The organism is Anaerolinea thermolimosa (assembly GCF_001050195.2).
Taxonomy (GTDB): domain Bacteria; phylum Chloroflexota; class Anaerolineae; order Anaerolineales; family Anaerolineaceae; genus Anaerolinea; species Anaerolinea thermolimosa.
In genome coordinates this window covers 248,370-256,271 of record NZ_DF967966.1, presented here as the reverse complement: position 1 = coordinate 256,271, position 7,902 = coordinate 248,370, and the positions used below count along the sequence as shown (strand labels likewise).

General features: G+C 59.9%; 9 protein-coding genes. 5 read left to right on the top strand and 4 right to left on the bottom strand.

Annotated features, from left to right (window positions below; translation table 11 throughout):
- The 5 genes from ATHL_RS16570 to ATHL_RS16550 form a co-directional block, all read left to right on the top strand.
- Positions 1-708 (top strand): SH3 domain-containing protein (locus ATHL_RS16570; protein ID WP_162787778.1); only part of this gene is annotated, 708 nt, incomplete at its 5' end.
- A 150-nt stretch (positions 709-858) separates the two neighbouring features.
- A complete protein-coding gene (locus tag ATHL_RS16565) occupies positions 859-1,788 on the top strand; it encodes a nucleoside hydrolase (RefSeq protein WP_062196071.1) in 930 nt (309 codons plus the stop codon).
- A gap of 24 nt (positions 1,789-1,812) precedes the next feature.
- Positions 1,813-2,154, top strand: coding sequence for a DsrE family protein (locus tag ATHL_RS16560; protein ID WP_062196069.1), 342 nt, complete (start codon positions 1,813-1,815; stop codon positions 2,152-2,154).
- Positions 2,151-2,663 carry a nitroreductase family protein gene (locus tag ATHL_RS16555; protein WP_062196068.1) on the top strand — a complete coding sequence of 171 codons (513 nt, stop codon included), beginning with the start codon at positions 2,151-2,153 and terminating at the stop codon, positions 2,661-2,663. The genes ATHL_RS16560 and ATHL_RS16555 overlap by 4 nt, the downstream gene beginning before the upstream one ends.
- A gap of 10 nt (positions 2,664-2,673) precedes the next feature.
- Entirely contained in the window at positions 2,674-3,444 is a 771-nt protein-coding gene (locus tag ATHL_RS16550; protein ID WP_062196066.1) for an acyl-[acyl-carrier-protein] thioesterase, read from the top strand.
- On the opposite strand, the gene ATHL_RS16545 is transcribed toward ATHL_RS16550, so the two are convergent.
- From ATHL_RS16545 to ATHL_RS16530, 4 genes are all read right to left on the bottom strand, one after another.
- Positions 3,441-4,712 (bottom strand): hypothetical protein, encoded by a 1,272-nt coding sequence (locus tag ATHL_RS16545; protein WP_062196064.1) that lies wholly within the window; start codon positions 4,710-4,712, stop codon positions 3,441-3,443. The two genes, ATHL_RS16550 and ATHL_RS16545, sit on opposite strands and share 4 nt — an antisense overlap.
- An 18-nt stretch (positions 4,713-4,730) precedes the next feature.
- On the bottom strand, positions 4,731-5,177 hold the full coding sequence (locus tag ATHL_RS16540) for a hypothetical protein (protein ID WP_062196062.1): 447 nt from the start codon (positions 5,175-5,177) through the stop codon (positions 4,731-4,733).
- An 83-nt stretch (positions 5,178-5,260) separates the two neighbouring features.
- Positions 5,261-6,709, bottom strand: coding sequence for a xylulokinase (gene xylB, locus ATHL_RS16535; protein WP_062196060.1), 1,449 nt, complete (start codon positions 6,707-6,709; stop codon positions 5,261-5,263).
- Positions 6,706-7,758, bottom strand: a complete 1,053-nt coding sequence (locus tag ATHL_RS16530) for an NAD(P)H-dependent glycerol-3-phosphate dehydrogenase (RefSeq protein ID WP_062196058.1) — start codon at positions 7,756-7,758, stop codon at positions 6,706-6,708. Before ATHL_RS16530 ends, xylB begins: the two co-directional genes overlap by 4 nt.
- Between the last annotated feature and the right edge of the window lie 144 nt (positions 7,759-7,902).

The window sequence follows — 7,902 nt, the reverse complement described above, 5'->3', positions numbered from 1 at the left end:
CCGGCAAACACCCCCACACCGCTCCCGCCCACGGCCACCACCGGCCCTCAGTGCACAGTCCTGCAGCGCCTGAACCTCCGCAAGGGGCCAGGCACAGCCTTCAACCCGCCCATCGACGTGCTGGATAAAGAAGTCGTGGTGAGGCCCATCGGATTCAACGGGAGCGGGTTTCCCTCAGGCAGCTGGGTGCAGGTGGTCGACGGGGCAGGGCGCACCGGCTGGGTGAGCGCGGGGGCTCAGTTCGTTTCCTGCAATCTTGATGTCTCCGCCCTGCCCGTGGTGGCTGTGGAGCCACCCCCGGCGCCGCGCCCGCCCTCGGTGAGCAATTCGCAACCCCAGGGCACGTTCGACGGCTTTGAATATGAGTTGATTTTCTCCTCGCGTTCGCTTCTTCGCATCGCCCTGCGCGCCACGGGCACATCAAAGGATGGAGACGGGGTGAAGCAGGTGAAATTCATTGTGCAAGATAAAGATGGCAACCCCGTTTACGAAAAGACAGAAGGAAAGGCGGCTTTCTGCATTTTTGGCGGGGATGACCCATCCTGCAACCCCTGGCCGGTGACTCAGTACCAGCTCACCTGGGGAGAAGGCGGCCCGGCGGCGGTCAATGGCACCTACAGAGTGCGCATCGAAGCCGAAGGCGTGGATGAGTACGGAAGTGATATCTTTGGTAACTGGCGCTTTGAGGTGACACTTGGCCCACCCTGAGATAACTGCTTTTGAAAGGAACAGACCTTCTTCCAGGGTGTCAGGTTACCCGGAACTTCATCTATCCTGATAAAGGTATAATTGCATAGAAGCCCAACCTTCCCCGTAAAGGCGGAAATGCTCCGGGCGACCCCCTCAGGAGGTATCACGATGCAGTTTCCCCGGCTCTCTGAAGCCATGCGCCTGGCGCGGCTGGAACCACCGACTGGCAGGGTAACCATGGTGCTCGACACCGACACCTACAACGAGGTGGATGACCAGTTTGCGGTGACTTATGCGCTCCTTTCCCCCGAAAAGCTCACGGTAGAGGCCATCTACGCCGCGCCTTTTTTCAACGATCGCTCTACCGGCCCGGCAAACGGCATGGAGAAAAGCTATCAGGAGATTTTGCGCCTGCTCGATCTGCTGGGAAAGCCCGCTGATGGCAGGGTTTTCCGCGGTTCCACCACCTATCTCCCCGATTGGGATCACCCCGTCGAAAGCCCTGCGGCCCTTGACCTGATAGAGCGGGCCATGCGGCGTTCCCCGGGAGATGAACCCCTGTTTGTGGTCGCCATTGGGGCCATTACCAATGTGGCCTCGGCCATCCTGCTGGAGCCGCAGATCATCGAACGGGTGGTGGTGGTCTGGCTGGGAGGGCACGCTTTCTTCTGGCCTGATACCCGCGAATTTAACCTGATGCAGGATGTGCCTGCGGCGCGGGTGATCTTCGATAGCGGGGTGCCTCTGGTGCAACTCCCCTGTATGGGGGTGGTTTCACACCTGCATACGACGGTTGCCGAACTGGAGCGTTATGTGCAGGGACGCAGCCGCATCGGAGATTATCTGACCGACATCGTCCGCTCTTACCAGGGGAACCCCTTTGCCTGGTCAAAGGTGATCTGGGACATTTCGAGCATTGCGTATCTGATCGATGCTGACTGGACGCCCAGCGCTCTGGTTCACAGCCCCATCGTCACCGATGACCTCACCTGGAGCTTCGACCCACGGCGGCATTTTATTCGCAGTGCGTATTCCATCGATCGCGATGCTATCTTCCGCGATCTGTTCACCCGGCTGGCGCAGGCGGGGGCGAAATAGATCTTTCCGGAGATGCGTTCCACGATGAACCAGGAATCGGTTCTTCTTTTCACCCGAAATGGCATGGGAGATGCCCCGGCCGACCTGCAGAAAATGCTGGCCTTTAAGTTTCTCAACCTCACCCTTCAATCGGGAGACTTACCTGCAAAAATTCTTTTTTATGCCGGGGGTGTGCACCTGGCCTGTACAGGCTCGGGCGTGCTGGAAGTATTGCGCGAGATGGAAGCTCGCGGGGTAGAATTGATCCTCTGCCAGACCTGTTTGAACTACCTGGGGCTGGCTGACCAGGTACAGGTGGGCACGGTGGGAGGAATGGGAGATATTCTGGAAGCGCTTCAGAAAGCCGGAAAGGTAATCAGTTTATGAACGTTTCAGAGGCGATTCAACATAAGCGGGCGGTGCGTGAGTTTTCTACGCAACCCCTGCCCGAAGAAGTGATCCGCGCCATTCTACAGGCAGGGCGGCGGTCACAATCGTCAAAAAATACCCAGCCCTGGCATTTTATCGCCATCACCGACCGGGATATTCTCAGGGGGCTTTCGGAATGCGGCACGTGGGCCGGGCACCTGGCCGGAGCGGCACTGGGAGTGGCCATCCTCACCCCTGATCCAACCGAAAAATTCCAGGTCATGTTTGACGCCGGTCAGGCGGCCGCCTACATGCAGCTGGCCGCCTGGGAACTGGGGGTGGGCTCATGCCTGGCAAGCATTTACGAACCCGAAAAAGCGCGGGCTTTGCTGGGCTTCCCGGCGGAATGGCATCTCCGCATTGCCATCTCGTTCGGTTATCCGCTGGACCCCTCGGTCCTGGTTCAACCCAATCGCAAAGGAGGGCGCCGACCCCTGGAGGAAATCGTCCACCGGGAGCGCTGGTAAAAACATCGCTATGACCTTGCAACCTGTCTGGATAGTGCAGACGCGTGCCAGTGCCCACGCCTGCGATTTCAACCGCCGCTGGAAGCCCGCCGCCATGTTCCTGGCCATGCTGGAGGCCGCCAGCGATCACGCCGCCCACCTTGGCTTTGATTTCGAAGCCATGCAGGCGCGGCGGATGAGCTGGGTACTCTCCCGCTTTCGTATTCACTTCCACGCCTTTCCGGTGATGAACGAGCCGGTGACTTTACAAACCTGGCCGTGTGGTTTGCAACAGCGCCTTTTCTTCACGCGCGATTTTCTGCTCACCGGTGCCGGGGGTCAACGGCTGGCTTCGGCCACCTCGGCATGGGTGCTCATCGACCCGGTGGCGCGGCGCATGTTGCCCCCTCAGGCGCTTCAGGCCAGCCTGCCAGCCAATGAGGGCCGCAGAGCCCTGGACTGGACCCTGGAGAAGATCAACCCGCCGGCTGACCTGCCCGAACGCCTGCAGGTGGAAGCAGGGTACAGCGCAGTGGATGTGCTGGCCCATGCCAATAGCGCGCGCTATGTGGAGTGGTTGTGCGATGCGCTGGGAATGGAAGCTTTCGAGAGGGGAAATTTCGCCTGGTTGCAGATCAACTTTGTGCGTGAAACACGCCCCGGTGAACGCCTTTCACTGCGAATTGGGCAAAATGGGGCTGGCCCCACCGATTGGGTAGCCGAAGGATATAACCTGAGCGCCAGCACGCGCGGTTTTGAAGCCGCTTTTGGCTGGCAGGGAGATACCCCCGCCTCCCTTTAATGGGGGAGGAGATTCAGGCGGCTCATATTGCGTAGCCAGAACAGAAGGGTAAAGAGGGCTATGGCCACCCAGCCCAACCCGAGGGTATTCCCAACAGCGGGAGGGAGAAAGGCCCGGATGGAACCCACAGATGAGCTGGCCAGATAGAGGGTGAAGGGCACGCCGGGCAGGGAGAAGAACAATAAAATCGTGGGGAGCCACCCGGGCAGGTTGCCTCCCCGGCGAGCGGCCCGCACAACCAGGATAAAACCGGCAACATAGAACCCCAGCCCGATGAGGTTGAGCCACAACCCTGCCGGATAAGTCCCAAGCCGTGCGAAAAGATCAGCGGCTGGTAAAAGGGCATGCAAAGCCCCGCTGTTCACCTGGGCATGAATATGGAAAAGGGCACTCAGGATCATGAGCAAGATGCCCCCAAGGGAAAGCCGGTAAGCCGGCAGGCCCCGATCAAGCCCGCTACGCAGCCCCAGATCGCGGAGAGATTGAGCCAGTTGCGGCCCAAGCCCAATGGCGCAGACAAACGAAAACAGGGGGACAAAAGCCCGAAAGACAGCCCCGGGGGTGGGGGCAGGCTCCGAGAACGGAAGCATTCCTCCCAGGTAGATGCCGTTCCATGTATGGGCCCAACCGCTGACAAGCATCAGCCCGGTGACGGAGAGAAGCGCGAACGCCACCCCCCGGAAGCGAACGATGAGCACGGCAACGATCCCCGCCAGAACCCAGGAACTCAGTGAGACAATGCCTTCGGGGAGGTTGGAAACGAACTCATTGGTAACGATCCAGGATACCAGCATGACCGGCATAGCCGCCAGGATTCCATTCAACCGGCCAGCGCGCACCACACGCACCAGTCCATAGGCAATGACCGGCGGGAAGACCACCAGCATCAGAAAATCCATCAGCGGAAACCACTCATTATCACCGGTAATCCATCCCCGCATCCATTCTTCGAACATGATCACTCCGAGTACCCATAAGGGAACCCAGCCAGCAGACCAGAGCGGCCAGTTTTGAGCCCTGGCCAGCAGGAAACTGACCGGCAGAGAGAGGATGAACAACCCGATAAAGATGGTCGAAAGAATGGAAGGGATGGATGAAGTGCGTTCCGTCATCTCCAGGGCCGATAAAACCAGCGGCACACCCTGGGCCAGGCCGCCCAGTAAAAAAGGCAGGCCGGCAAGCAGGGCGTCTGCCCAGCCTGAGCGAAGGTTACCCCGCAACTGTTCGACAGGGTAATTTTTTGAAGTGATGAGAGGAAATGAACTCATGGGATCTCTTTTCTGGTCTCAACCTTGAGACAGCTTGAGGCGCTGATTTTTCCCGTTCAGCCATAAGGTGGCCAGCAGGGGCAGAACAATGATCATCATTAACAGCGGAAGGCCTCCTTCGGGGAGAAACGGAACAAGGAGGAGGCTGCTCAGCGCAAGGGTGAAAGAACTTAAAAAGACCTGCCGCCCTGTGATGGTGGGCTTGAAAAGGCGGTAGACAAAGCTCAAAATGAGGAACTCCCCCGAAAGAGGCAGAGAAAACAGTAAAGCTATGGAAAGCCCAAAACGGTACACTTCGGGCGGCGTTCTCCAGTCGAAGGCGAAATCTCCCTGAACAAAGACATTCCAGGCCAGCCAGATAGCCCAGACGGCCATGATCGCGGCCCAGGTTCCAAGGGTGTGCCCCAGGGCCCCCAGCAAGGCACCTCCTCTTCTTTTCCACTGTACCTGGTGCAACTGCGACATTGACTCACCTCCCCGCATATTCTCTACTTAATTGCTACACTATAGAAATTGTAGCATAAATGGGGAGCGAGGGGTGAACAAAGTTAGAACAGGTCTTTTAATCGCCCGTAAAGCTGGCGGTAGACCGCGAACCGCCCGGCATAAGTGGGCTGAGCTTCCTGATTCGGGAACACATCAAGGGTCGGCTCCAGCCAGTGCTGAAGTGCATCCCGGGTGGAAGCATCGGCCATGGCCAGAGCCGCCAGAAAAGCCGCCCCATGCGAGGTGCCCGGGCTGGTGGGGCGCCAGCGCACCGGCAGGCCAAGCACGTCGGCGAAGACTTGCCTCCAGAGGGGGCTGCGGGCGCCGCCATCGAGGATGATCACTTCGTGAAGGGGGCGTCCGAGTGCGGTAAAGATGGAAGTGATTTCTCGAAAAGCAAACGCCACGCCTTCCAGAGCGGCGCGGTAGAAATGCCCGCGGTTGTGGAGGGAAGAAATGCCAAAATAGACCCCGCGCGCCTGCGCATCCCACACGGGAGTGCGTTCGCCCATCAGATAGGGCAAAAAGAGCAGTCCCTCTGCCCCGGGCGGTACACGGGCGGCTTCGGCTTCCAGTGTTTCCAGCGAGGGATTCCCGAAGAGGCCGCGCACCCAGGTGATCACCTCACCGGCCAGCACCCCGCCCATGCTGAGGCGTTCACCCGTTACATGAAGGGTGTTGATCAGCCGCGGATCGGTGCGCTCGAGGGCCGGAACGAGCAGGTTCCCGGCTGTGCCAAGCATCAGGGCGCCCTGACCGGGGTTAAGCGCCCCGGCTCCCAGGCAGGCACAGGCAAAATCACCCCCGCCGCAGACCACCGGCGTGCCCGCCTTTAGGCCTGTTTCAGCCGCCGCCCGGCGGGTGACCTCGCCGATGATCTCAGTTGAGGCATGAATTTCAGGCAAACGTTCAGCATCAAGCTCCATCAGTTCACAGATGCGCTCATCCCATTGCCGGGTTTGGGGGTTAAAACACGGACTGCACATCCCGGCGTGACTGGGGTCGGTGATGGCCTTGCCGGTGAGATGCCAGGCAAGGTAAGTTTGCGCCTGAGCAATCTTCCAGGTACGGGCATACAGTTCGGGTTCTTCACGGCGGAACCAGAGCCACTTCACCCCGCCGAAGTAAGGATCGAGCACATTGCCCGACAGGTGTACCGCTTCTTCCACTCCCAGGTGTTCCTGCAGCCAGCGCGCCTGGGGTGCGGCCCGACGGTCAAGCCAGAGAATGGCCGGGCGCAGGGGCTGGCCATGCCGATCAAGAGGAACGCACAGCGGAGCCTGCCCCGAAAGTGATACCGCGCGCACCGGGGGATTCCCGGCTTCGACGAGCAGCGCCCGGCACAGAGCAGAGGCAGCCTGCCACCATGCGCGGGGGTCTTGCTCGGCCCAGCCCGGTTGCGGGCGGTCTACCGGGTAAGAGACACTCCGGCTGAGCCAGAGCGATCCATCCTGCCGGAAAAGGCAAACTTTGGTCGAAGAAGTGCCAGCATCAACAGTGAGGTAGGTCATGGACGGTTGAAAAAGGCCTCCCAGGGGAGATTCACCCTTTCTCCGTGATTAAGAATGCGGTCGATATGGAGCAGAAGGGGAAAGTCTTCCAGCTTTGCCAGGCCGCGGGCAGCCAGTTTGGGCAGGGCGCGCGCCACGCGGGTGGCAATTTCCACGCTTTCCAGCGTTTCTCCGGCCATTTGCTGGCGCGCCTCAGCAAACGATAGCCCCTGCCCCAGCAGTTTACCCAGGCGCACCGTACGCCCGCCGAAAACCGTCACATAAAGGTCGCCCGGCCCGGGCAACCAGGTGTCGTTCTCCATTCCTCCGCCGGTGATTTCAAGCAGGCGGCGCATCTCCAGGCATCCCTGGGCAAAGAGGGCCGCCTGAGGATTGTACATCCGGGCCAGCCCATCAGCTCCGGCCTGCTCCATCATGCCCACCGCCAGCCCCACCCCCAGCGCATAAGCATTCTTCATCGCCGCGCAGACTTCTACACCGGTGACATCGGTGGAAAGCCAGATGTGATAATAAGGGGTGGTGAAGGTTTGGCGCAGGCGGGCGAGCACGGCTTCGTCTGTGCCGCAAAAAACCACCGCCGTCTGGCGGCGCGCCGCCAGCTCATGTGCGATACATGGCCCGCCAATCGCATTAAGGCTGACCTGTTCACGCATTGCAGGCGGCAGGCGGCGGCGCGTGGCTTCGGGCAGGGTGATGAGAGTGCCGTCGGGCTGGTCTTCGAGGCCTTTGGTGACGGCAATCACCGGCACACCGGGCCGAAGATACTCCCCGACCGTTCGGGCAAACCAGTCGACCCCAAAACTGCTTACCCCGCTGACGACGACCTCTGCGCCTGCCAGCGCTTCGGGCAGTTGTGCCGCACGGTAGACGGTCACCCCTTCGGGAATACGCCGTTGCAATTTAGGATGGATGCGCGTGGCGTGGAGAGAAGCAACAATCTCTTCGTCAAGCGGGGTACCTCCCAGGCGCACGGTATGACCATTATCGGCCAGCGGCCAGCACAGGGCGGTGCCCATCATTCCAGCACCCACGATGGTGATGATGCTCATGGTGTTCTCCGATTATAATGATGGCGTTCATTATACTCACTCCGTGGAATGAAGATGAGCGTGATCGTTCCAAAGCTGGTAAAAAGGTGGTTAAATGGATGAGGAGTAGTTAGCAAGCCACCCCACATCCGACGAACAGAGAGG